The organism is Lysobacter yananisis, from assembly GCF_031199375.1.
Taxonomy (GTDB): domain Bacteria; phylum Pseudomonadota; class Gammaproteobacteria; order Xanthomonadales; family Xanthomonadaceae; genus Lysobacter; species Lysobacter yananisis.
In genome coordinates this window covers 3,324,194-3,345,469 of the sequence record NZ_CP133568.1, presented here as the reverse complement: position 1 = coordinate 3,345,469, position 21,276 = coordinate 3,324,194, and the positions used below count along the sequence as shown (strand labels likewise).

17 protein-coding genes and 1 pseudogene are annotated in these 21,276 nt (G+C 69.6%); 12 read left to right on the top strand and 6 right to left on the bottom strand.

What is annotated here, in order from left to right:
* Window positions 1-81 precede the first annotated feature (81 nt).
* Window positions 82-2,439 carry a TonB-dependent receptor gene (locus tag RDV84_RS14230; protein WP_309150708.1) on the bottom strand — a complete coding sequence of 786 codons (2,358 nt, stop codon included), beginning with the start codon at window positions 2,437-2,439 and terminating at the stop codon, window positions 82-84.
* 338 nt (window positions 2,440-2,777) lie between these two features.
* On the opposite strand from RDV84_RS14230, the gene RDV84_RS14225 reads away from it, so the two are divergent.
* The 4 genes from RDV84_RS14225 (at window position 2,778) to RDV84_RS14210 (ending at window position 9,759) form a co-directional block, all read left to right on the top strand.
* Window positions 2,778-4,106: an MFS transporter gene (locus RDV84_RS14225; protein ID WP_241833816.1), complete on the top strand. Its 1,329-nt coding sequence runs from the start codon at window positions 2,778-2,780 to the stop codon at window positions 4,104-4,106.
* 56 nt (window positions 4,107-4,162) lie between these two features.
* Window positions 4,163-5,491 (top strand): dicarboxylate/amino acid:cation symporter, encoded by a 1,329-nt coding sequence (locus RDV84_RS14220; protein WP_250449454.1) that lies wholly within the window; start codon window positions 4,163-4,165, stop codon window positions 5,489-5,491.
* A 162-nt stretch (window positions 5,492-5,653) separates the two neighbouring features.
* On the top strand, window positions 5,654-6,856 hold the full coding sequence (locus tag RDV84_RS14215; protein ID WP_309150707.1) for an OprO/OprP family phosphate-selective porin: 1,203 nt from the start codon (window positions 5,654-5,656) through the stop codon (window positions 6,854-6,856).
* Window positions 6,857-7,059: 203 nt separating this feature from the next.
* The gene (locus tag RDV84_RS14210; protein ID WP_309150706.1) at window positions 7,060-9,759 is read left to right on the top strand and encodes a hybrid sensor histidine kinase/response regulator; all 2,700 of its coding nucleotides are present in this window, start codon (window positions 7,060-7,062) and stop codon (window positions 9,757-9,759) included.
* 194 nt (window positions 9,760-9,953) lie between these two features.
* On the opposite strand, the gene RDV84_RS14205 is transcribed toward RDV84_RS14210, so the two are convergent.
* The 4 genes from RDV84_RS14205 to RDV84_RS14190 form a co-directional block, all read right to left on the bottom strand.
* On the bottom strand, window positions 9,954-10,631 hold the full coding sequence (locus tag RDV84_RS14205) for a LuxR C-terminal-related transcriptional regulator (protein ID WP_057948516.1): 678 nt from the start codon (window positions 10,629-10,631) through the stop codon (window positions 9,954-9,956).
* Window positions 10,632-10,880: 249 nt separating this feature from the next.
* Window positions 10,881-11,867: a malate dehydrogenase gene (locus tag RDV84_RS14200; protein WP_309150705.1), complete on the bottom strand. Its 987-nt coding sequence runs from the start codon at window positions 11,865-11,867 to the stop codon at window positions 10,881-10,883.
* 72 nt (window positions 11,868-11,939) lie between these two features.
* A complete protein-coding gene (locus RDV84_RS14195) occupies window positions 11,940-12,332 on the bottom strand; it encodes a glutaredoxin family protein (protein ID WP_309150704.1) in 393 nt (130 codons plus the stop codon).
* A 41-nt stretch (window positions 12,333-12,373) separates the two neighbouring features.
* The gene (locus RDV84_RS14190; protein ID WP_078999394.1) at window positions 12,374-13,579 is read right to left on the bottom strand and encodes a pyridoxal phosphate-dependent aminotransferase; all 1,206 of its coding nucleotides are present in this window, start codon (window positions 13,577-13,579) and stop codon (window positions 12,374-12,376) included.
* 392 nt (window positions 13,580-13,971) lie between these two features.
* On the opposite strand from RDV84_RS14190, the gene RDV84_RS14185 reads away from it, so the two are divergent.
* The 4 genes and pseudogenes from RDV84_RS14185 to RDV84_RS27355 form a co-directional block, all read left to right on the top strand.
* A complete protein-coding gene (locus RDV84_RS14185) occupies window positions 13,972-14,724 on the top strand; it encodes a hypothetical protein (RefSeq protein ID WP_309150703.1) in 753 nt (250 codons plus the stop codon).
* Window positions 14,721-15,956, top strand: coding sequence for a M48 family metallopeptidase (locus RDV84_RS14180; RefSeq protein ID WP_057948521.1), 1,236 nt, complete (start codon window positions 14,721-14,723; stop codon window positions 15,954-15,956). The genes RDV84_RS14185 and RDV84_RS14180 overlap by 4 nt, the downstream gene beginning before the upstream one ends.
* Window positions 15,953-16,531: a hypothetical protein gene (locus RDV84_RS14175; RefSeq protein WP_082644593.1), complete on the top strand. Its 579-nt coding sequence runs from the start codon at window positions 15,953-15,955 to the stop codon at window positions 16,529-16,531. Before RDV84_RS14180 ends, RDV84_RS14175 begins: the two co-directional genes overlap by 4 nt.
* Window positions 16,532-16,560: 29 nt before the next feature.
* Window positions 16,561-16,617 (top strand): annotated as a pseudogene (locus RDV84_RS27355) (DUF6053 domain-containing protein); the annotation flags it as partial.
* Between the two features lie 96 nt (window positions 16,618-16,713).
* Here the strand turns inward: RDV84_RS27355 and RDV84_RS14170 are convergent.
* Window positions 16,714-17,220, bottom strand: a complete 507-nt coding sequence (locus tag RDV84_RS14170; protein ID WP_057948523.1) for a peptidylprolyl isomerase — start codon at window positions 17,218-17,220, stop codon at window positions 16,714-16,716.
* A gap of 457 nt (window positions 17,221-17,677) precedes the next feature.
* Here RDV84_RS14170 and typA point away from each other — a divergent pair, with 457 nt between their 5' ends.
* The 4 genes from typA (at window position 17,678) to pqqA (ending at window position 21,222) form a co-directional block, all read left to right on the top strand.
* Window positions 17,678-19,528 carry a translational GTPase TypA gene (gene typA / locus RDV84_RS14165; protein WP_057948524.1) on the top strand — a complete coding sequence of 617 codons (1,851 nt, stop codon included), beginning with the start codon at window positions 17,678-17,680 and terminating at the stop codon, window positions 19,526-19,528.
* A gap of 249 nt (window positions 19,529-19,777) precedes the next feature.
* Window positions 19,778-20,314: a hypothetical protein gene (locus tag RDV84_RS14160; protein WP_309150702.1), complete on the top strand. Its 537-nt coding sequence runs from the start codon at window positions 19,778-19,780 to the stop codon at window positions 20,312-20,314.
* A complete protein-coding gene (locus RDV84_RS14155; protein ID WP_250449447.1) occupies window positions 20,311-20,784 on the top strand; it encodes a DUF2127 domain-containing protein in 474 nt (157 codons plus the stop codon). Before RDV84_RS14160 ends, RDV84_RS14155 begins: the two co-directional genes overlap by 4 nt.
* A gap of 354 nt (window positions 20,785-21,138) precedes the next feature.
* Window positions 21,139-21,222, top strand: coding sequence for a pyrroloquinoline quinone precursor peptide PqqA (gene pqqA / locus RDV84_RS26510; RefSeq protein ID WP_057948527.1), 84 nt, complete (start codon window positions 21,139-21,141; stop codon window positions 21,220-21,222).
* Window positions 21,223-21,276: the final 54 nt, after the last annotated feature.

The following is a 21,276-nucleotide window of genomic DNA, read 5'->3' as shown; positions in this document are numbered from 1 at the left end:
TGCGTTGTCGCGGTCGCGGCTCGCGCCGCTCCTACAGTCGGACCTCGCGGCCGCCGGAACGATCCGGCGGCCGTGCGTTCCTCAGAACCGCGCGTCCAGGGTCAGGAACAACTGCCGCGGCGCGTTGGCGTGGAAGGCGTAGGTCTTGCCCTGCGGGTCCGAGGCGCTGAACGCAGTCAGGTTGCTCGCGGTGCGCTTGTCGGTGAGGTTGCTGGCGTTGAGCGAGACCGACCACTGCCGCAGCGGGCCCATCGCGTCGAAGGTGTAGCGCAGCGCCGCGTCGAAGGTGGTGTAGCCGCCGAAGCCGTTGTCGTTGAGGTAGGTGTAGTAGCGCTTGCCGGTGTACTTGCCGCTGACGCTGGCCAGCCACGGGCCGCGGCTGTAGCTGACCTCGCTGGAGAACATGGTGTCGGGCACGTCGACCACGCGCTTGCCGCTGGTCGGCACGACCTTGCCGCCGTCGATATAGTTGTCCTGGTAGGTCGATTTGTTCCACGACAGCGCGTTGTACCACTGCAAGCCGTCGATCGGCTTCCAGATGAACACCAGCTCGCTGCCGTAGCTGTCTACCGAACCGACGTTGAAGAACTTGGTGATGCACTCCGGACGCGTGCCGGCCTCGATGCTCGAACACGGGTTCAGCGACAGCAGGCGGTTGTCGAAGCGCACCTTGTACACGCTCAACGAGGCCTGGTAGGTCTCGCCGACCTGGCGATAACCGGCCTCCAGGGTCTTGGACTCTTCCGGCTTCAGATCGGCTTTCTGCGCGTCGAACGCGGCCTGGCCGATCGCCAGCGGACCGCCGGCGCCGCCGCCGACGAAGGCGGCGACGTTCTCGGTGTAGGCGGCGAACAGTTCGCGGCCTTCGCCGAGCTTGTAGCCGACGCCCAGCTGCGGCAGGAAGCTGTCCTTGGTCTCCAGCCGGCCGCTCGCGTTGGGCACTTCCATCATCTTCGACGGGACCTGGGTCGCGCGCATGTCGACCTGGGTGCTCTTGGCGCCGACGTCCACGGTCAGGCGGCCGTCGAGCAGGCTCATGGTGTCCTGCAGGTAGGCCTGGCGGGTGTTGATGCGGTACTTCTGGAAGAACAGGCGGCGGTCGGGATCGTTGAGGAAGCGGTCGTCGTTGATCGGCCCGTCGATGAAATAGAAATTGCGCTGCACGTCGTGGTGGTTGCTCTCGTACCAGAACCCGCCCTGGATGCGGTGGATGCCGACTTCCCAGTTCAACGAGGCCATCGCGCCGTAGCGGTTGATGCCGTAGTTGGTGCTGCGGATCGAGATCGGGATTTCCTTGGCCGTGTTCGGGTACGACCAGTTGCCCGGCGACCACCAATGGCCCTGGCCGCGGTCGTCGTGGTAGTAAGTCTGCGCGTTCAGGCGCAGGCCTTCGCCGAGATTGAACTCGCCGGCCAGCGCGGCCAGGTGGTCGGTGCGCAGCGCGCGGCTGGCGTAGTAGGCGTCGTCGATGGTCGCCGCCGGCGATTCGAACTTGCAGCGGCGGTCGCCGGCCTTGTTGGCCGGCCACGGCTTGGGCGCGCAATAGGCGGCGCTGAGCGCGCGCTGCCAATCCGGCTTGTACAGGTTCCAATCCCAGTCCGCGCCGCGCGCGAGCAGCGCCTTGGACAGATAGGCGTAGTTGGCCTGGCTGGTTTCGGCGCTGGAGACGAAAGCGCTGATGCGGTTGCCGTCGCCGAAGGTGTACAGCGCCTTGAGGTTGACCTGGTTCTGGTCCTGGTTGTCGTGCGGGCGCGACCACATGTCGGCGCTGAGCAGCGAGCCGGACAGGTACATCGAGAAACCGCCGTGCTCGCCGGTGTCCAGGCGCGCGTAGGTGCGGCGGGTGCTGTCGCTGCCGAACGTCTGGGCCACGCGCAGGCCGAACTCGGCCTCCGGATCGGCCGAGAAATACTGCAAGGTACCGCCGAGGTTGCTGGTCGAGGCGGTGCCGAGCGAGCCGATGCCCGCGGCCAGTTCGGCGCCGGCGAGGTTCTCGCCGATCAGCGCGCGGCTGATGCCTAGGCCGTTGTAGTTGCCGTAGCTGTTGTCGCCGAGCGGGATGCCGTCGAGGGTGTAGCCGAGCAGGCGCTGGTTGAAGCCGCGCAGGCTGATGGTCTGCGATTCCTCGTTGGCGCCGTAAGCGTCGTTGGACTGCACCGAGATGCCCGGCAGCTTGTTGAGGATCTTCTGCGGGCTGGTGCCGGCGACGGTCTTCTCGATGTCGGCCAGTTTGACCCGCTGCACCTGGCGGGTTTCGCCCAGGCCGATGACCGAGACCGCGTCGAGCGTGGTGGCGTCGCGGGCCTCGCCCGCGGCCGTGGCGTCGGCGCTGTCGGCGGCGGCGCCGGCGGCCGCATCGGCGGCGTGGACGGGCGCGGCGGCCAGGGCGGTGGCGATCGCCAGCGCGAGCGCGGCGAAGGTGCAGGGGTACGGCTTCATTGCGGATCTCCGGGGGAGCGGGGCAAAAATCCGCGCAAGCATGGGCAATGCAGATGACGCGCTGATGGCGGCCATCGCCGGCGCCGGCGCCGCCCGCGCCGGCTAAGACCAATGGGCTAGCCGCCGCGGATGGTTGATGAAGCGGCCTTTTTCCTGCGCGAATCGGCAGTTTCGCGGCAGCGCGGCGTGCCCGCCCCGGTCCCTAACCCTAAGGTGTTATTGGCCCTCTCCCCGCCGCCGCCCACCATCGGCGCCGGGTGTGGGGACGCCCTTGCGCGCCGTCGACGTCCTACTGCACGGAACGCGCTCCCACCCCGATCTTCGCAACAGGAGCCGATGTGAGCGCCATCACCACCACCGATGCACCGGCCGCGGCCCCGGGCATGACCCCGGGCCAACGCCTGAAGTCGATCTTCTCCGGCTCGGTCGGCAACCTGGTCGAGTACTACGACTGGTACGTCTACAGCGCGTTCTCGCTCTATTTCGCCCACGTGTTCTTCCCGTCCGGCGACCGCATCTCGCAGGCGCTCAACGCCGGCGCGATCTTCGCCGTCGGCTTCCTGATGCGCCCGCTCGGCGGCTGGGTGTTCGGCCGCTACGCCGACCGCCACGGCCGCCGCGCCGCGCTGATGCTGTCGGTATTGCTGATGTGCGCCGGCTCGCTGATCATCACCTTCACCCCGGGCTACGGCACCATCGGCGTGTTCGCGCCGATCCTGCTGGTGGCCGCGCGGCTGATGCAGGGGCTCAGCGTCGGCGGCGAATACGGCAGTTCGGCCACGTATCTCAGCGAGATGTCCTCGCGCGAGAACCGCGGCTTCTGGTCGAGCTTCCTGTACGTGACCCTGATCCTGGGCCAGCTGCTGGCGCTGCTGGTGTTGATCGTGCTGCAGCAGTTCGTGCTGAGCGAAGAACAGCTCAGGTCGTGGGGCTGGCGCATCCCGTTCGGGATCGGCGCGATCGCCGCGATCACCGCGCTGTACCTGCGCCGCAACATGCAGGAAACCGAGTCGTTCACCAAGCTCAAGAACAGCGATACGCCGGCCAGGCGCGAAGGTTCGCTGCGCACGCTGATGCGGCACCCGCGCGCGGTGCTGACCGTGGTCGGCCTGACCATGGGCGGCACGCTGGCGTTCTACACCTACACCAACTACATGCTGAAGTTCCTGACCATCAGCACCGGTTTCGACAAGGAGACCGCGTCGCTGATCAACGCCGCGACCTTGTTCGTCTACATGCTGATGCAGCCGCTGGTCGGCGCATTGTCGGACCGCATCGGCCGGCGCCCGATCCTGATCGCGTTCGGCGTGCTCGGCACGATCCTGACCGTGCCGGTGATGCACTGGATCCGCGGCGCGCAGACGCCGATGGAGGCGTTCTGGCTGATCATGATCCTGCTCAGCGCGGTCAGCGGCTATACCGCGATCAACGCGGTGGTGAAGGCCGAGCTGTTCCCGGTCGAAGTCCGCGCGCTCGGCGTCGGCCTGCCGTATGCGCTGACCGTCGCCCTGTTCGGCGGCACCGCCGAGCCGGTGGCGCTGTGGTTCAAGAAGATCGGCATGGAAACCGGCTTCTTCTGGTACGTCAGCGCCTGCATCTTCTGCTCGCTGCTGGTCTACGCGCTGATGCCCGATACGCGCAAACACTCGACTATCGACCGCGACTGACCCCCGCCGCTCGCTCCTCACTCCTCTCCGCTCACTCCTAAGCCCCGGTGCCCCTCATGAAAAAATCCGGCTCGCACTTCTATCTCTGGGTGGTCGGCGCGATCATCCTCGGCGGCCTGATCGGGCATTTCTTCCCCGAGTTCGGGGTCAAGCTCAAGCCGCTCGGCGATGGCTTCATCGCCCTGATCAAGATGCTGATCGGCCCGATCATCTTCCTGACCGTGGTGCTGGGCATCGCCGGCGTGGCCGACGTCAAGAAGGTCGGCCGGGTCGGGGTCAAGGCGATCCTGTATTTCGAGGTCGTCTCCACCATCGCCCTGGTGATCGGCCTGGTGGTGGTCAACACGCTCAAGCCCGGCGCCGGCTTCAACGCCGACCCGGCCAAGCTCGACCCGGCGCTGGTGGCCAAGGCCACCGACTACGCGCACAAGGCCGAGCAGCAGAGCACGGTCGACTTCCTGCTGCACATCATCCCCAAGACCTTCACCGACGCCTTCACCGGCGACGGCAGCCTGCTGCAGGTGCTGCTGCTGGCGGTGCTGTTCGGCTTCTCGCTGCTGCACATGGGCAAGACCGGCGAGAAGGTCATGGACCTGCTGGAGCCGCTGTCGAAGGTGTTCTTCGGGATCATGAGCATGATCATGAAGCTCGCGCCGATCGGCGCCGGCGCGGCGATGGCCTTCACCATCGGCGAATTCGGCGTCGGCGCGCTCGGCCCGCTGATGAAGCTGATGGGCAGCTTCTACCTGACCTGCGCGCTGTTCGTGCTGATCGTGCTGGGGCTGATCGCGCGCTTCACCGGCTTCAGCATCATCCGCTTCATCCGCTACATCCGCGACGAACTGCTGCTGGTGCTGGGCACGTCGTCGTCGGAATCGGCGCTGGTGCCGCTGATGCGCAAGCTCGAGCGGCTCGGCTGCTCCAAGCCGGTGGTCGGCCTGGTCGTGCCCAGCGGTTATTCGTTCAATCTCGACGGCACCAACATCTACCTGACCATGGCGGCGATCTTCGTCGCCCAGGCGCTCGGCGTGGAGCTCACCCTGACCCAGGAAATCACCCTGCTGGCGGTGGCGATGCTGACCTCCAAGGGCGCGTCCGGCGTCACCGGCGCGGGTTTCATCACCCTGGCCGCGACCTTGCACGTGGTGCCGGCGGTGCCGGTCGCGGGGCTGGCGCTGATCCTGGGCATCGACCGCTTCATGAGCGAGGCGCGCGCGTTGACCAACATCATCGGCAACGGCGTCGCCACGGTGGTGGTGGCGCGCTGGGAGAACGAGCTCGACCGCGACCAGCTCAACCGCGAGTTGCTGAATCCGCCGAGCGCGACCGAACTCGACGCCGACCTGCCTTCGGACCACCACGGTCCGCTCGGCGAGAAGGCCTGACGCCGCCCGGGCGCAGCGCCGCGCCGTGACCGCGGCGACCCACGCGGGCCGCCGCCGCTTCCCCTTCCCTTCCCCCTTCCCTTCCCTTCCCCCTGCCGGGCGCGCGTGCGCCCGGCACGGAGCCCTGCTGCCAGGACGGCGCCGACGACCTGGAGCCCGACCATGCGCAACGCCCGTTTCGCCTTCGCCGCATCCCCCATCGCCCTGGCCTTGTGCGCGCTGCCGCAGGCCGCGCCGGCCGCGAGCTTCGACGACTGGCCGACCAAGCACCGCTTCGGCGACGGCAGCGAAATCTCCGCCACCGCCAACTGGGCTTACGACGTGGTCGACTTCGACGGCGACGGCTACGGCACCGCCGCGACCCGGCTCAAGGACGACGGCCACTACCGCCGGCGCGAGTTCGGCGTGAACCTGAAGAAGAAGGACGTCTACGACTTCACCGCGGTGTTCGACTTCGAATCCAAGCTCTGGCTCGACGTGGCCGTGCGCCTGGAGACCAAGGCCGCGTTCGGCGCCGACTACGGCAAGGTCCGCATCGGCTACTTCAAGACCCCGGTCAGCATGGAGAGCGTCGCCGCCTCGCGCGCCGGCAGCCTGCTGGAATTGTCGGCCGCTTCGCAGGCGATCTACGAAGGCCGCCGCACCGGCGTGGAGTGGTCGCTGGAACGCCCGCGCTACGCGCTCGGCGCCGGATATTTCTTCGGCCACGACCTGCAGGGCGACAACCCCGGCACCACCGCCGCCGGGCGCGCGGTGTGGACGCCGGTCAAGGAGCAGGACCGCGTCGTGCACCTGGGCCTGACCGGCTCGGTCGAGAACCCGCACGGCTATCGCGACGGCCGCGGCGCGTACTTCGGCCCCGCCGCGCGTTTGCGCGCGCGCCCGCTCAACGGCCTGACCGCGACCCGCCTGGTCGATTCGGGCAGCCTGCGCGACACCGACAAGATCGTGCGCAACGGCCTGGAGGCCTTGTGGATCGACGGGCGGTGGTCGCTCCAGGCCGAGTACCTGCGCGCGACCGCGCAACGCGACAACGGCCAGCGCGACTTCAGCGCCGACGGTTACTACCTCACCGGCAGCTGGGTGCTCACCGGCGAGACCCGGCCGTACGCCGGCAACAACGTCGGCAACGTCAAGCCCGCGCACGGCTACGGCGCGGTCGAGTTGCTGGCGCGCTACGGCGAGCTCGACCTCGACGACGGCGGCATCGCCGGCGGCAAGCAGCGCGACTGGACCCTCGGCGCCAACTGGTACCTGACCAGCCACTTCAAGTTCCAGGCCAATTACGTGCACGTGGAGGCGGACAAGGGCCTGCTCTCGGCCGATCCGGATGCGGTGGAGCTGCGGGCGCAGTTGCAGTTTTGATGGTGGGAGCGGGACCGGGGACCCGGGACCGGGGACCCGAAAAGCACGAACCGGATCGCGGTTGGGGCGCGATCGGCGACCGTGGTTCCACCGCATCCTCATTCTCGTGCGAGTAGCCTCGCGCGAATCCCAGATCCCAAGCCCCACTCCCGGTCCCCGGTCCCCGGTCCCGGGTCCCCGGTCCCCGCCCCCCAGCCCCTCCCATGCTCCACACCCGCCGCCGCCAACTGCGCACCGCCGTCTGGATCGTCCTGATCCTGGCCGGCATGCTGCTGTCGGCGCTGGTGGCCGGGCGCATCGCCTATTCGCAGGCGCTGCAGCGCCAGGCCGGCGAGGCCAGCGCGCTGTTGGCGCAGCGCGCGCAGGTGATCGAGCAGCACATCGACCGCTACCGGATCATGCCGGCGGTGCTGTCGCTGGACCCGCAGTTGCGCGCGACCCTGGCCAACCCCGGCGACACCCTCCAGCGCCAGCGCGCCAACGAGCGGCTGGTCCAGCTCAACTTCGCCAACCGCACCAGCACCCTGACCCTGATCGACCGCAGCGGCACCGGCATCGCCGCCAGCAACTGGGACCAGCCCAACAGCAACGTCGGCTACTCCTACGCGTTCCGCCCCTACTTCCAGCTGGCGATGGCGCACGGCGCCGGCGAGTTCTACGCCATCGGCGTCACCACCGGCGTGCCCGGCCACTTCATCGCCCGCGCGGTGCGCGACGAACGCGGCGGCGCGGTCGGCGCGGTCGCGGTCAAGGTCGAACTCGAAGACATACGCTCGGACTGGAGCGAGCGCGGCGACGTGGTCCTGCTCAGCGACAACCACGGCGTGGTGTTCCTGTCGGCGCAGCCGCAATGGCGCTACCGCATGCTGCATCCGCTGCCGCCGGACTGGCAGCGCGAACTGCGCGACACCCGCCAGTACCAGAGCCAGCGCCTGCGCCCGGTCGCGTTCGACGTGCAGCGCGAGATCGACGGCGGCGCGCGCGTGGTGCGCTGGCGCGAGCCGCGCCTGCGCGAGCCGATGCTGTGGCAGTCCATGCGCCTGGCGCGCGAGGACTGGACCCTGCACCTGCTGCGCGACGTCACCCCGAGCATCCGCGCCGCCTGGATCGCGCGCGCGGTCGCCGCCGGCGCCTGGCTGCTGGCGGTGGCGGTGGCGCTGCTGCTGATCCAGCGCGACCGCATCGCCGCGCTGCGCCTGCGCAGCCGGCAGGAGCTGGAGAAGATGGTCGAACACCACGCCGAAGCGCTGCGCAACGCGCAGGACGGGCTGGTGCACGCGGCGCGCCAGGCGAGCATGGGCGAAGGGCAAAGCCTGGAACATCTGCCTCAAGGCGTCAGCGTGGTCGATTCGCAGCTTCGCTTGGTCGCCTGGAACCAACGCTACGGCGAACTGTTCCGCTATCCGCCCGAGCTGCTGCAAGTGGGACGGCCGATCGAGGACCTGATCCGCTTCAACGCCCGCCGCGGCCTGCTCGGCGCCGATCCGGAAGACGCGATCCGGCGCCGCCTCGACCACCTGCAGCGCGGCCAGCCGTATCTGCACGAACGCGAGCGCCCCGACGGCACCGTGATCGAGATTCGCGGCAATCCGATGCCCGACGGCGGCTTCGTCACCAGCTACGCCGACATCACCGCCTACAAGCAGGCCGCGCGCGACCTGCGCACGCTGGCCGACAGCCTGGAGCGCGGCATCGAACAACGCACCAGCGACCTGCAGGCGGCCAAGGGCGAGGCCGAGCGCGCGAACCGTTCCAAGACCCGCTTCGTCGCCGCCGCCGTGCACGACCTGCTGCAGCCGCTGAATGCCGCGCGCATGTACCTGTCCTCGCTGCGCCGGCGCGTCGACGACGAGCAAGGTCGCGAACTCGCCGACCACATCGAGGCCGCGCTGGCGGCGCAGGACGACATCCTCTCCAGCCTGCTCGACATCTCGCGGCTGGAATCGGGCGCGCTGGAAGTGCGGCGCGCGGCGCTGCCGCTGGCGCGGGTGTTCGCCGCGATCGACAGCCAGTTCCGCATCCTCGCCGAATCGCGCGGCTTGCGCCTGCACGTGCTGCCTACGCGCGCGTGGGTCGACAGCGACGAAGTGCTGCTGCGGCGGATCGTGCAGAACTTCGTCTCCAACGCCATGCAGTTCGCTCCGCGCGAGGGCCGCATCGTGCTCGGCGCGCGGCGCTTGCGCGAAGGCGTGCGCATCGAGGTGTGGGACAGCGGGCCCGGCATCGCCGAGAACAAGCGCGAGCTGATCTTCGAGGAATTCCAGCGCCTGGACACCGGCGTGGAAGCGCCGCAGCGCGGCGCCGGCCTGGGCCTGGCGATCGTGCGGCGGGTCGCGCGCCTGCTCGGCCATCGCGTCGCGGTGCGCTCGTGGCCGGGACACGGCAGCGTGTTCTCGGTCGAGGCGCCGTATGCGCGCTTGCCTGCCGTTCCGGCGAGCGTCGCCCAGCCGACCGCCGCCGCGCCCGCGAACGCGGCGCAGTCGGCGCAGTTGGCGCAAACCGCGGCCACCGCCGATCCCGACTCGCCGCTGCGCGGCCGCACGGTGTGGGTGATCGACGACGACCTGCATTCGCGCCAGGCCGCGCTGGGCCTGCTCGGCGACTGGGGCTGCGAAGCCAGCGGCGCCGCCAGCGCCGCCGAGGCGCTGACCCGCGCCGGCGCGCAACCGCCGCCGGAACTGTTGCTGCTGGACTACCGCCTGGGCGAGAGCACCGGCTTCGAACTGGGCACGCAGCTGGAAGCCCAGTGGAAACGCTTGCCGCCGGCGGTGCTGATGTCGGCCGACGTCGATCCGACGTTGCGGCCGCGCGCGGCCGAGCGCGATTGGCATTTCCTGCCCAAGCCGCTGAAGCCGGCGGCGCTGCGGGCGCTGGCGTCGCGGTTGTTGGCGCGCGGCGAGTGAGGTGTCGGCGGAATCGGGTTTTCGGCGCGACCTGAAACTCCGCGGTCGCGGCTCGCGCCGCTCCTACAGTCGCCACGTTGCGGCGTCGCAACGGCGTGTTTTATCCGACGCTACGTCGCGGCATGCAATCCCTATGCAGGAGCGGCGCAAGCCGCGACCGCGCCAGCGCATCCACGACGCATGCCGCAACGCAGTCAGCTCAACCCGCCGACCCCATCGTGCAATTCGCCGCCGTCCTCTTCCAGCGACAGCCCCTTCACCAGCACCGCCGCCTGGGTGCGCGAATGGCAGCCCAGCTTGCGCAGGATCGCGGTGACATGGATCTTCACCGTGTTCTCCGCCAGCGACAGCTCGTAAGCGATCTGCTTGTTGAGCAGCCCATCGGCCAGCCGCAGCAGCACCCGCATCTGCTGCGGCGTCAGTTGCGCCAGCCGGTCGGCCAACTGCGCGTCGCCTTCGTCGCGCTCGGCCTGCTGCGGCGAGAACCAGACCCGGCCGGCCAGCACCGCGCCGACCGCTTCGGCCAGCACCGCCGCCGGCGCCGACTTGGGCACGAACCCGGACGCGCCGAACTGCTGCGCGCGGCGGATCGTGCGCGGGTGCTCGTTCGAGGAAATGATCACCACCGGCAACTCGGGCCGCTCGCCGCGCGCGTACACCAGCGAAGAGAAGCCCATCGCGCCGGGCATCATCAGGTCGAGCATGGCCAGGTCGAAGGCCTCGCCGCTGCCGATCGCCGCTTCCAGCGCGCTTTGGCTGGCGACCTCGACGATGTGCGCGCCCGGCGCGATCTCGCCCAGCGCATAGCGCAGCGCCGCCCGGAACATCGGATGGTCGTCGGCGATGAGGATGCGCAGCGCGGCGTCGGCCATGGGGGATCCCGGTGGAAAGCGGGTCCGATCCTACACGCTCCGGCCGCGGGTCGGGGCGGCCGGGACGCTCCGGCGCCGGGCTCGCTCTTGTGGGAGGGACTTCAGTCCCGATGCTTTCCGCTCAGGTCGCCGCGATCTGAGCGGAAAGCATCGGGACTGAAGTCCCTCCCACAAAAGCAGCCCCGCGAAGCGCAAAAACGAACAGGGCGGCCGAAGCCGCCCCGTTCATGCATCGATGCCGCGAACCGCTCAGCCCAGCAGGTGGGCGACGCCGGCGCGCTCTTCTTCCAGCTCGGCCAGGGTCTTGTCCATGGCCTTGCGGCTGAACTCGTCGACTTCCAGGCCTTCCACGCGGGTGTACTCGCCGTTGGCGGTGATCACCGGCACGCCGTACATCACGCCTTCGGGGATGCCGTAGCTGCCGTCCGACGGCACGCCCATGGTCACCCACTTGCCGTCGCTGCCGAGCACCCAGTCGCGGATGTGGTCGATCGCGGCGTTGGCGGCCGAGGCGGCCGAGGACAGGCCGCGCGCTTCGATGATCGCCGCGCCGCGCTTGCCGACCTGCGGGATGAAGGTGTTGGCGTTCCAGTCGGCGTCGCCGATCTTGTCCTTCAGCGAGGCGCCGCCGGCCTTGGCGAAGCGGTAGTCCGGGTACATGGTCGGGCTGTGGTTGCCCCACACGATCAGGTTCTCGATGTCGCCCACGGCCACCCCGGCCTTGGCGGCGAGCTGGCTCAGCGCGCGGTTGTGGTCCAGGCGCAGCATCGCGGTGAAGTTCTTCGCCGGCAGGTCCGGCGCCGACTTCATCGCGATGTAGGCGTTGGTGTTGGCCGGGTTGCCGACCACCAGCACCTTGACGTTGCGCGAAGCGACCTTGTTCAGCGCGGCGCCCTGGGCGGTGAAGATCTTGGCGTTTTCCAGCAGCAGGTCCTTGCGCTCCATGCCCGGGCCGCGCGGACGCGCGCCGACCAGCAGGGCGATGTCGGCGTCCTTGAACGCGACTTCGGCGTCGTCGGTGCCGACGATGCCGGCCAGCAGCGGGAACGCGCAGTCTTCCAGCTCCATGATCACGCCCTTGAGCGCGGCCTGGGCCTTCTCCAGCGGCAGCTCCAGCAGCTGCAGGATCACCGGCTGGTCCTTGCCGAGCATTTCGCCGGAGGCGATGCGGAACAGCAGCGAGTAGCCGATCTGGCCGGCAGCGCCGGTGACGGCAACGCGGACGGGAGTCTTCATCGAGGTGTTTCCTTCGCTAGTGAACGTTGGGGCGGGCGCGGGCCCGCGAGTGTGTAAACAGGACGCGCGCGGTCACAGCCGATAGCCGAGCGGCGCGAGCTTGTCCTTGATCCGATCGGGTTGGTAGCCGTAGACGATGTCCTGGCCGACGATGGTGACCGGCACCCCGCGCGCGCCGACCGCGGCCATCGCGCGCTGGCCCTGCTCGGTGTCGACGTCGATCAGGGTGTAGCGCACGTCGGCCAGTTCGAAGTCCTTGCGCAGTTTTTCGCAGTACCCGCACCACTCCGCGGCGAGCATGACGATGCGCTTGTCGCCGGTGGCGTGGCGCGGATCGTCCGCCGCCAATTGCGCCGGCGCCGAACCGAACCACTGCTGCGGCAGGCCGCCGCTCATGGCGAACTTGGCGCCGGCCGCGCCCACGGCGAGCGCGGCGACGACGCACAACACGGTGGTCACGCGCATGACGTCGTCCTTCTCGTCGCGGGCGGGCGGCTTCGCCGGGCTCAGGCGAGCTCGGCGAAGAACTCCTGGAAGCGCTGCAGGCCCGGCGCCAGCTGCGGCGTCGGGCAGGTGTAGCTGATGCGCAGCGCGCTGGGTTCGCCGAACGCCGAGCCCGGCACGCAGGCCACGCCCTTGGTTTCCAGCAGCGCGTTGCAGAAGTCCATGTCGTTGCCGATCTTCAGGCCGCTGGGCTGGTGGGTCTTGCCGAAGGCGACGCTGATGTCGGGGAAGACGTAGAACGCGCCCTGCGGACGCGGGCAGATCACGCCGGGAATCGAGTCCATCGCCGCCATGACCTGGTCGCGCTTGGCCTGGAACTCGGCGCAGCGCTGGGTCGGCACGTCCTGCGGGCCCGACAGCGCGGCCACGGCGGCGGCGGTGACGATCTCCGGCACGTTGGTGATGTGGTTGGAGTTCATCGTGGTCACCGCCTGGGCGATCACTTCCGGCCCGGCCATGAAGCCCACGCGCCAACCCGGCATGCCGTAGGTCTTGGACAGCGAGTCGATGAAGATCACCCGGTCGCGCAGCTCGGGACGCGAGTGCACGAAGTTGTGGTAGCCCAGGCCGTCGAACACCATGCGGTTGTAGATGTCGTCGGTGATGACCCAGGTGTCCGGGTACTTGGCGACGACCGCGGCCAGCGCGTCGATCTCGTCCTTCGAATAGACCATGCCGGTCGGGTTCGAGGGGTTGTTGAACAAGAACACCTTCGGCTTCTTCGCCAGCGCGGCGTCGAGCTGCGCCGGGGTGAGCTTGTAGTCCTGCGAAGCCGGGCACGGCAGCAGGTCGATCTTGGCGTTGACGATCTCGGCGATGTCGAGATAGCTGGTCCAGTACGGGGTCGGGAAGACGATGGTGTCGCCTTCGTCGAGCAGCGCCTCGGCGATGTTGTAGATCACGTGCTTGGCGCCGATGCCGGTCGCGCAGTTGACGCGGCCGTAGCCGGTCAGGCCGATCTTGCCCATGTGCTCGATGAAGGCGTCCAGCAGCGCGTCGGCGCCGCGGTTGCTGCCGTACTGGCCGCTGTCCTTGGCCAGCGCCTCGCGCACGGCGGCGTAGACGTGGTCGCCGGGCAGGAAGTTGGGGACGCCGATGGAGAAGCTGATGATGTCGCGGCCTTCGGCCTTGAGCCGCTTGGCCTTTTCGGCAACCTGCATGATCGCGCTGGGCTTGGCGCGACCGATGCGCCGGGCGAGCTGGGGCATCGTGTGAACCTCGTGGGGTGGTTACGACGGAGCGAGGATGGACGGCGCCGGAAGCAGCGGCGCGGCGCGCGGGGCGCCTCGCGGGCGGCCTTGCGGAAAGGGCCGCGATTACCGCTGGTTCGAGCCGCAGAATGGTATCACAGCGGTCGCCGCGGACCGGCCCGCGCGCGGCCGCGGGGCGCCGGCGCGGACGCCGCCGGCCGTGCCCGTCCGGCCGGTCGGCTTTGCACGATTCGCCTCTTGAAAACGCGACGGCGTTCGGGTTTAGTGTGCCGGCTCGAATCGCCTGCGCACGCAGGAGGCGGACGCGGGGGACGCGGCCGCCGCCGTTCGGGCCACTCGGGGATTCCAAACGTTTTCGTCAGGGACATCGGCATCAGGGGGCCGATTCGATGAAACCATTCGCCAGCAAGCTGGCCGGCGCCGTCGTGGCGCTGGCGATCGCGTGCGCGCCGCTGTCGGCCGCCCATGCCCAGAACCGCACCGCCACCGACGCCCAGGGCCAGGCGCTCAAGGTCGAAGGCAGCGTGGTGCTGATCGAACCGGACATCGAGCTGAGCCTGGTCTCGGCCGGCGGGCTCGCCGAGCCGCGCAAGGAATGGTCCGACGCCGCGCGCAAGCTGTACCCGCAGGCCGTGCGCGAATTGCTGGCCGGCTCCAAGGCCGAGCGCCGCGACGATTACGACGTGCCCGACGACCTCGACCCGAACTCGCAGATGGGCCAGATCGTGCGCCTGAACCAGGCGGTGGCGCTGAGCATTTCCCAGTACAGCCTCGGCGGCGCGCTGGCGACCAAGAAAGACGCCAAGACCGGCAAGCCGCGCATGGACTGGAGCCTCGGCCCGGGCGTGGCCGGGCTGCGCGAGGCCACCGGCGCCGACTATGCCCTGTTCACCTACATCCGCGACTCCTACGCCACCGGCGGCCGCACCGCGGTGCGGGTGCTGACCATGCTCGCCGGCGCGGCGCTCGGCACCTACATCGACGTCGGCGGCGGTTCGCAGGTCGGCGTGGCCACGCTGGTGGACCTGCGCACCGGCCAGGTGGTGTGGTTCAACCAGATGGTCAAGGGCAGCGGCGACCTGCGCGACGAGAAGGGCGCCAAGGGCACCGTCGCCAGCATGCTCAAGGGCATTCCGCTGTGAGCCGCGCGGCGGTGCGTCCGCCGCGCCGGTCCGCCCCCGCCCCGCTCCGCTTCGTCGCACCACGCCTGGCCTGCCTGCGCCTGGCGCTCGCCTGCGCGCTCGCCGCGCCGGCGCTGGCCTCGGCGGCCGCGCCGATCGAACCGATCCGGCCCGGCGAACGCCCCGGCGCGGGCAGCACCGAGGCCGAGCTGTGGTACGGCATGGACCAGGCCGAGCGCGACATCAAGACCGCGCCGGCGCTGGTGCGCGACCCCGCGCTCAACGCCTACGTGCAAGGCGTGGCCTGCAAGGTCGCCGGCGAGCATTGCGCCGACCTGCGCGTCTATATCGTCGACGTGCCCGTGTTCAACGCCTCGATGGCGCCCAACGGCGCGATGCTGGTGTTCACCGGCGCGCTGTTGCGCATGCAGGACGAATCCGAGCTGGCGCTGGTGCTGGGCCACGAGTTCGCCCACTACCGCCAGCGCCACGGCCTGCGCGGCTGGACCAAGGCCAAGAGCACCAGCGCGGTGATGGCGTCGATCGCGATCATCCCCAGCGTGGTCGCGCTGGCCGCCTCGCTCGGCGGGCTGGCCAGCGTCAGCAAGTTCTCGCGCGACATGGAGCGCGAGGCCGACCAGGTCGGTTTCGACCGCGTGGTCGGCCTGGGCTACGACCCGCAGGCCGGCGCGCAGGTGTGGGGGCGGATGCTGCGCGAGGAGAAATCCAGCAAGCGCTCCAAGCCGTGGCCGGTGTTCGCCAGCCACCCCAACACCGCCGAACGCCTGGAAGACACCGCCGCCGCGGCCAAGGCCCACGCCGGCGCGCCTGGCGAGGTCGGCCGCGACGCGTATCAGGCGGCGATGCGGCCGTGGCTGGACCGCTGGCTGGCCGCGGAACTGTCGCGGCGCACCTACGACACCTCGATCCAGGTCATCGCCGACCTGCGCGAGGAAGCCCAGCGTGCCGGCGACCAAGGCAACCAGGGCCTGTACGGCTACTACCTCGCCGAAGCCTACCGTCGCCGCGGCAAGAACGACGACCGCCAGCGCAGCGCGCAACTGTTGAGCGAGGCGGTCGCCCACGCCGACGCGCCGCCCGCGGCCTGGCGCGAACAGGCCTACGCGCTGCGCGAACGCAAGGACGCGGCCGCCGCGATCGACGCGTTCCGCCGCTACCTCGCCGCCGCGCCCGACGCCGAAGAACGCCCCTTCATCGAAAAAACCATCGCCGAACTGGAGACCGCCCCGTGACTTTGCGCCTCAAGACTTTCGCCGCGGCCCTGGCGGTCCTCGCCCTGGCCGGCTGCGCCGCCAACACCCTGCAGCGCGCCGGCGCCTCGACCGTGTTCGACCTGCGCCTGGACAGCACCCTGGACTGGGCCCGGATCAAGGGCGCGCGCCAGGAAACCTGGACCATCGACGGCACCCGCCTCAACCAGCTGCGCATCTACTCCAACATCAAGCCCGGCGAGCACGTGTTCATGGCGCGCAAGGAAAAGGCGTCCAAGCCCGACGGCCCGTGGTTCCGCAGCGGCATGCGTCCGGACGAACTGCGCGACCTGGTGCTCGACGGCCTGCGCGAGGAAGGCGCGGTCAACCTCGACAGCGGCGAACTGCACCCGCACCGCTTCGGCGCCGTCGACGGCCTGCGCTTCGACTTCGCCATGAGCAACGCCGACGGCCTGAACTACAAAGGCACCGTGGCCGCGGTGGAACGCGAGGGCAAGCTGACCTCGCTGGTATGGATGGCGCCGAGCGAGCACTACTACAGCCGCGACGCCGCCGCGGTCGGACGCATGCTCGACACGATGCAGTTCGTGCGCTGAGCGCCCCGCCCGCAGACCTGTCGGCTCATGTGGGAGGGCCTTCAGGCCCGACGCTTTCGGCTCAGCTCGCAGCGTCCCGGCGACAATCGACCGCGCCGCGCAACGCCCCCCCAAAAAAAAGACGGCCTCGCGGCCGTCTTTTTTTCGCTCCGGCCGCCGCGAACCCGCGGCGGCCGCAACACTCACGGACGCGCGTTCGCGTCCAGCACCTTGTTCCACTCGGCCACGCGCTCGGCCTTGGCGGCCAGCACCGCGGCGGTGTCGCCCTCGATCTTGACCGAGTTCAGCTTGTCGCCCTGCTGCACGGTATCGACGATCTCCTGGCCTTCCAGGACCTTGCCGAACACGGTGTGCTTGCCGTCGAGCCAGTCGCAGACGATGTGGGTGATGAAGAACTGGCTGCCGTTGGTGCCCGGGCCGGCGTTGGCCATCGACAGCACGCCGCGCTGGTGGCCCAGACCGTTGCGGGTCTCGTCCTCGAAACGGTAGCCCGGGCCGCCGGTGCCGGTGCCCTGCGGGCAGCCGCCCTGGATCATGAAGTTCGGGATCACCCGGTGGAAGTTCAGGCCGTCGTAGAAGCCGCGCTGGGCCAGGTTGACGAAGTTGGCGACGGTCAGCGGCGCCTTCTCGGCGTTGAGTTCGACGCGGATCGGGCCGCGCGAGGTGTCGAAGGTGGCGATCAGGCTCATGCAACGTGCTCCAGGTGATGCGATGGGGATGGGGTAAGGCGTCGCCGGCGGAGATGGCGACGGCCGTGGCAATCCACAAGGGTACCGAAGCGACGGACCGCGCGCCGGCCCCCGAAGCCCCGGAGGGTCGGCGCAAGCCGCGATCGCCGCAAGCCCGGCCCGGGCAACCGCTCCGACCGCGCCGAGGCCCGCCCCGCCGGCCCCAGTTTTCGCGCCAACTGGCGAGATTGCGGGGCCGCGCTTGCAGCCCGAAGCGCGCAAACCCCGCGTTTTACGCCCACTTCGAAGGGCAGCGGCTCGCCCCGCCCCTGCACGGCCGGCCCGAAACCGCGCCCGGCCTGTTCAGGCTCCTGAGCCGCTGAACAAAAATCCCCGCCCGCACAGGCGCTTGCCGCATTTGCCCCGTATAATGGCCGGCTTCCTTCCAACGTCTAGGCGCCTTCCGGCGTCCTCTCGCATGTCCATCGAACGCCTGCGCAATATCGCCATCGTCGCCCACGTCGACCATGGCAAGACCACCCTCGTCGACCAGCTGCTCAAGCAGTCGGGCACCCTGAACGAGCGCGCCGTGGTCCCGGACCGCGTGATGGACAGCAACGACCTGGAAAAGGAACGCGGCATCACGATCCTGTCCAAGAACACCGCGATCCGCTGGACCAATCCGAACACCAACGAAGTCTGGCGCATCAACATCGTCGACACCCCGGGCCACGCCGACTTCGGCGGCGAGGTCGAGCGCGTGCTGTCGATGGTCGACTCGGTGCTGATCCTGGTCGACGCGATGGACGGCCCGATGCCGCAGACCCGCTTCGTCACCCAGAAGGCCTTCGCGATGGGCTTCAAGCCGATCGTCGTGGTCAACAAGGTCGACCGCCCGGGCGCGCGCGCCAGCTGGGTGCTGGACCAGACCTTCGACCTGTTCGACCGCCTCGGCGCGACCGACGACCAGCTCGACTTCACCACCGTCTACGCCTCGGGCCTGCAGGGCTACGCCGGCATGGACGAGAGCGTGCGCGGCGGCGACATGACCCCGCTGTTCGAGGCCATCTGCAACCACGTGCCGGCGCCGCCGGTCGATCCGGACGGCCCGTTCCAGATGCGCGTGACCTCGCTGGACTACAACAACTACGTCGGCGTGATCGGCGTCGGTCGCATCCAGCGCGGCAAGGTCAAGACCAACCAGCAGGTCACCGTGATCTCCGCCGCCGACGGCAAGCCGCGCAACGCCAAGGTGCTGCAGGTACTCGGCTTCATGGGCCTGGAGCGGGTCGAAGTCGGCGAAGCGCAGGCCGGCGACATCATCGCGTTCTCGGGCATCGAGTCGCTCGGCATCTCCGACACCATCTGCGATCCGTCCGCGGTCGAGCAGCTGCCGGTGCTGACGGTGGACGAACCCACCATCTCGATGACCTTCCAGGTCAACGACTCGCCGTTCGCCGGCGTGAAGGACCGCAGCGGCGGCAAGTTCCTGACCTCGCGCCAGCTGCGCGACCGCCTCACCCGCGAGACCCAGCACAACGTCGCGCTCAAGGTCGAGGACACCCAGGACGCCGACAAGTTCAAGGTCTCCGGCCGCGGCGAGCTGCACCTGTCGATCCTGATCGAGAACATGCGCCGCGAAGGCTACGAGCTGGCCGTGTCGCGTCCGGAAGTCATCATCAAGCAGATCGACGGCATCATGCAGGAGCCGTACGAGTCCCTCGTCGTCGACATGGAAGAGCAGTTCCAGGGCGGCGTGATGGGCCGCCTCGGCGAGCGCAAGGCGCTGCTGCAGAACATGGAACCCGACGGCAAGGGCCGCGTGCGCCTGGACTACATCATCCCGGCGCGCGGCCTGATCGGCTTCCAGACCGAGTTCCGCACCCTCACCGCCGGCACCGGCCTGCTGTTCCACGTGTTCGACCATTACGGCCCGAAGGCCGACGGCCAGATCGGCCAGCGCCAGAACGGCGTGCTGATCTCCAACGGCACCGGCCCGTCGCCGGCCTACGCGCAGATCGCCATGCAGGAGCGCGGCCGCTTGTTCATCGAGCCGGGCGAGGAGATCTACGAAGGCCAGATCGTCGGCATCAACAGCAAGGACAACGACCTCACCGTCAACGCCCTGCGCGGCAAGCAGCTGACCAACTTCCGCGCGTCCGGCAAGGACGACGACGAAGGCCTGATCCCGCCGATCAAGTTCTCGCTGGAGCAGGCGCTGGAGTTCATCGACGACGACGAACTGGTCGAGATCACCCCCAAGGCGATCCGCCTGCGCAAGAAGTTCCGCAGCGAGACCGACCGCAAGCGCGCCTCGCGCGCGGCCTGATCGCGATGAGGGCGCGGACCGCAACCGCCGGTCCGCGTCCCGCTCCGCACGCCGCGCAACGCGGCGTCGCGCGTCGGTTCCGAGTCTTTTCCGCCTCGCCCCCCGCTTCGATCTTCGATTCCGGCCGCGCCGTCGCAGTTGCGCCGCGCCGCCGCGTGCCTGGGCGGTTGCAAAAATGTCCGCGCACGGGGAACCTGCGCGCGTGAGCGAGATCGAAGCGAAATGGACTTGCATTCCCTGATCTGGTGGTTGGCCGGCCTGGTGCCGGGACTGGCCTTGGGCTGGTGGCTGCGCGCGCGCATCGCGGCGAAGCAACCGATCCGGCAAATCTCCGACGCGCCCGCGCCGCAGCCGCTGCGGCCCGCATCCGAACCGGCGCCACAGCCGGTCGCGGCGCCCTCGACGCCGGCAGCGGTGTCCGCGCCTGCACCCGCCGATTCCACGCCGACGGCGTCACCCCTTGAGCCTGTGCCGACCGAGCCTGCACCAGCCGAGCCAGCGCCGCCGGCGTGGCCCGAAGCCGTGCAGGAACTGTTCGACCGCGGCCAGGCGGTCGAGGCGATCGTGCTGATCCGCCGCACCCTCGGCGCCCCGCTCGCGCGCAAGGCCGCGCGCGAGCGGTTCGCCGACCCCGGCGCGTCCGCGCCGCTGCCCGCCGAGGTGCGCAAGCTCGCCGACGACGGCAAGAAGCTCGACGCGATCCGGCGGCTGTGCGATCTCACCCACATGGACCTGCCGCTCGCGCAGCGGCTGGTCGAACACTACGTCGCCCACCCGCGTCGATGACCGATCCCGGCCCGCACTACGACACCGATCCCAATGCCCACCCCGGACTGCACGCGATCGCCGCGGTCGAAGCCGGCAAGGGCCTGCTCGCGCTGTCGGCGGCCAGCGGCCTGGAACTGCTCGGCCCGGCGCCGCTGCAGCGCTGGATCGAGCTGCTGATCCACCGCTTCCACCTCGATCCCGAGCACGGCTCGATGGCCTGGCTCGCGCACAGCATCAGCCCCGGCTCGGTGCACCTGGCGGCCGGCATCGTGTTCGCCTACGCCGCGCTGCACCTGCTGGAAGCCTGGGGCCTGTGGAAGGCCAAGGCCTGGGCGTCGTGGTTGGGCTGCCTCGGCGCGGCGCTGTACCTGCCGTTCGATCTCTACGCCCTGGCGCGCCATCCCGGCTGGCTCGCGATCGCCGTTCTCATAATCAACGTGATCGTGGTTTGGGTTCTCGCCCGCGACATCCTCAAGCGCCGGCGCTAGGCCGCGCGCCGGTGCATCGATGACAGCGGCAACCGCGTGCAAGGCGCGTGCGGCAACGCTGTACGCTTGGCATGCGTCGCCGCCGCCGAACGACGCGCGCGACCGCGCACGCCGTCTCATGCGCATTGCGCAATAGCGATCACGGCCGCGCCGCGCCCGCCCGCGCGGAACCCGCATCCGCGCCGGACAACGCGCGCATCCGTGGCGCGTTTCGCGTCCGTACCGGTCTCCAATCACAGGCCGCGCGGCGCGGGCCGGTGTATCGTGGTCCGGTCGCGGCCGCACGCCGCGACGGCGTCGACGATACGGGCGGTTCGTCCGCTATCGACGCCCTCCCCAGCCAGAGGAACGCTCATGAAGACCTGGTCCAAGCCTCAGATCCGCGAAATCCCGTGCGGCTGCGAAATCAATTCGTACTCGTCCGGCGACCTGTTCTGAGCATGCCCGCTTCCGCCGTCGCCACGCGCGCGCGGCCGCGCCCCGCCTCGACGG

What these genes read in the sequence shown, in the direction of transcription:
- RDV84_RS14170 (WP_057948523.1), bottom strand. Translation starts at nt 17,220, where the DNA reads ATGAGCCTGATCGCCACCTTCGACACCTCGCGCGGCCCGATCCGCGTC.
- RDV84_RS14230 (WP_309150708.1), bottom strand. Translation starts at nt 2,439, where the DNA reads ATGAAGCCGTACCCCTGCACCTTCGCCGCGCTCGCGCTGGCGATCGCC.
- typA (WP_057948524.1), top strand. Translation starts at nt 17,678, where the DNA reads ATGTCCATCGAACGCCTGCGCAATATCGCCATCGTCGCCCACGTCGAC.
- RDV84_RS14190 (WP_078999394.1), bottom strand. Translation starts at nt 13,579, where the DNA reads ATGCCCCAGCTCGCCCGGCGCATCGGTCGCGCCAAGCCCAGCGCGATC.
- RDV84_RS14200 (WP_309150705.1), bottom strand. Translation starts at nt 11,867, where the DNA reads ATGAAGACTCCCGTCCGCGTTGCCGTCACCGGCGCTGCCGGCCAGATC.
- pqqA (WP_057948527.1), top strand. Translation starts at nt 21,139, where the DNA reads ATGAAGACCTGGTCCAAGCCTCAGATCCGCGAAATCCCGTGCGGCTGC.
- RDV84_RS14210 (WP_309150706.1), top strand. Translation starts at nt 7,060, where the DNA reads ATGCTCCACACCCGCCGCCGCCAACTGCGCACCGCCGTCTGGATCGTC.
- RDV84_RS14195 (WP_309150704.1), bottom strand. Translation starts at nt 12,332, where the DNA reads ATGCGCGTGACCACCGTGTTGTGCGTCGTCGCCGCGCTCGCCGTGGGC.
- RDV84_RS14215 (WP_309150707.1), top strand. Translation starts at nt 5,654, where the DNA reads ATGCGCAACGCCCGTTTCGCCTTCGCCGCATCCCCCATCGCCCTGGCC.
- RDV84_RS14185 (WP_309150703.1), top strand. Translation starts at nt 13,972, where the DNA reads ATGAAACCATTCGCCAGCAAGCTGGCCGGCGCCGTCGTGGCGCTGGCG.
- RDV84_RS14205 (WP_057948516.1), bottom strand. Translation starts at nt 10,631, where the DNA reads ATGGCCGACGCCGCGCTGCGCATCCTCATCGCCGACGACCATCCGATG.
- RDV84_RS14220 (WP_250449454.1), top strand. Translation starts at nt 4,163, where the DNA reads ATGAAAAAATCCGGCTCGCACTTCTATCTCTGGGTGGTCGGCGCGATC.
- RDV84_RS14155 (WP_250449447.1), top strand. Translation starts at nt 20,311, where the DNA reads ATGACCGATCCCGGCCCGCACTACGACACCGATCCCAATGCCCACCCC.